Genomic DNA, 817 nt, shown 5'->3' on the forward strand with positions numbered 1-817 from the left:
CGCGAAGCCCTGCAGCAGCCGCGCCAGGATCAGCACGATCGGCGCCGCCATGCCGATGCTCGCCTGCGAGGGCACCAGCGCGATCACCGCGGAGCAGAACGCCATCAACGAGACGCTCGCCGTCAGCGCTGCACGTCTCCCCCGGCGGTCGGCGAAGCGGCCGAAGAACCACGATCCGACCGGCCGCATCAGGAACGTCACCGCGAAAATCGCGTACCCGTACACCGTCGAGTTCTTCTCCGACTCGTCGAAGAACTGGCCCTCGAAATACGACGCAAAGACCGTGTAGATGTACACGTCGTACCACTCGACGAGGTTGCCGGAGCTCCCGCGGATCGTGTTCCAGATCGCCCGCCGGGTCTCGGCAGGCGTGGACCGCGGTGATGGAGCGTCCGTCGTTGCCGTCATCGCCGACCTCCCAGACAGTGCGGGTCGACGGTCACGCTAGCCCACCGCGCCGTCTCCCGGACCGAAGTCGCGCCCGCGACCCATCCGGCACCATGGCAGCTATGGAGACGGCGATCGAACCGATGCCCGGCGCGCCGAACCTGCTGCTGGGCGCCTACGACATCGCGACGATCGGCTACCGCGCCGACGAATACCTCGTGACGGGGACGGCGACCGCGATGAGCGACGAATCGACCGCTGAGTACGCGACCCGCATCGTCGCCCTCCGCCCGACCGACCCCGCGTCGTTCAACGGCACCGTCATCGTCGAATGGCTGAACGTCAGCGGAGGGATCGATGCGCCCGCGGTATGGCTGATGGCGCACCGGGAGATTACCCGGGCGGGCTTCGGGTACGTCGCCGTGTCGGC

2 protein-coding genes are annotated in these 817 nt (G+C 68.1%); one reads left to right on the plus strand and one right to left on the minus strand.

Going from position 1 to position 817, the window contains the following annotated elements:
- The coding region (locus LV457_RS19980; RefSeq protein ID WP_232173283.1) for an MFS transporter at positions 1-408 on the minus strand (408 nt) is incomplete at its 3' end.
- 92 nt (positions 409-500) lie between these two features.
- Here LV457_RS19980 and LV457_RS19985 point away from each other — a divergent pair.
- A partial coding sequence (locus LV457_RS19985; RefSeq protein ID WP_374198901.1) for an alpha/beta hydrolase domain-containing protein occupies positions 501-817 on the plus strand: 317 nt, incomplete at its 3' end.

The organism is Mycobacterium sp. MYCO198283 (assembly GCF_021213805.1).
In the GTDB taxonomy this organism is placed as follows: Bacteria; Actinomycetota; Actinomycetes; order Mycobacteriales; family Mycobacteriaceae; genus Mycobacterium.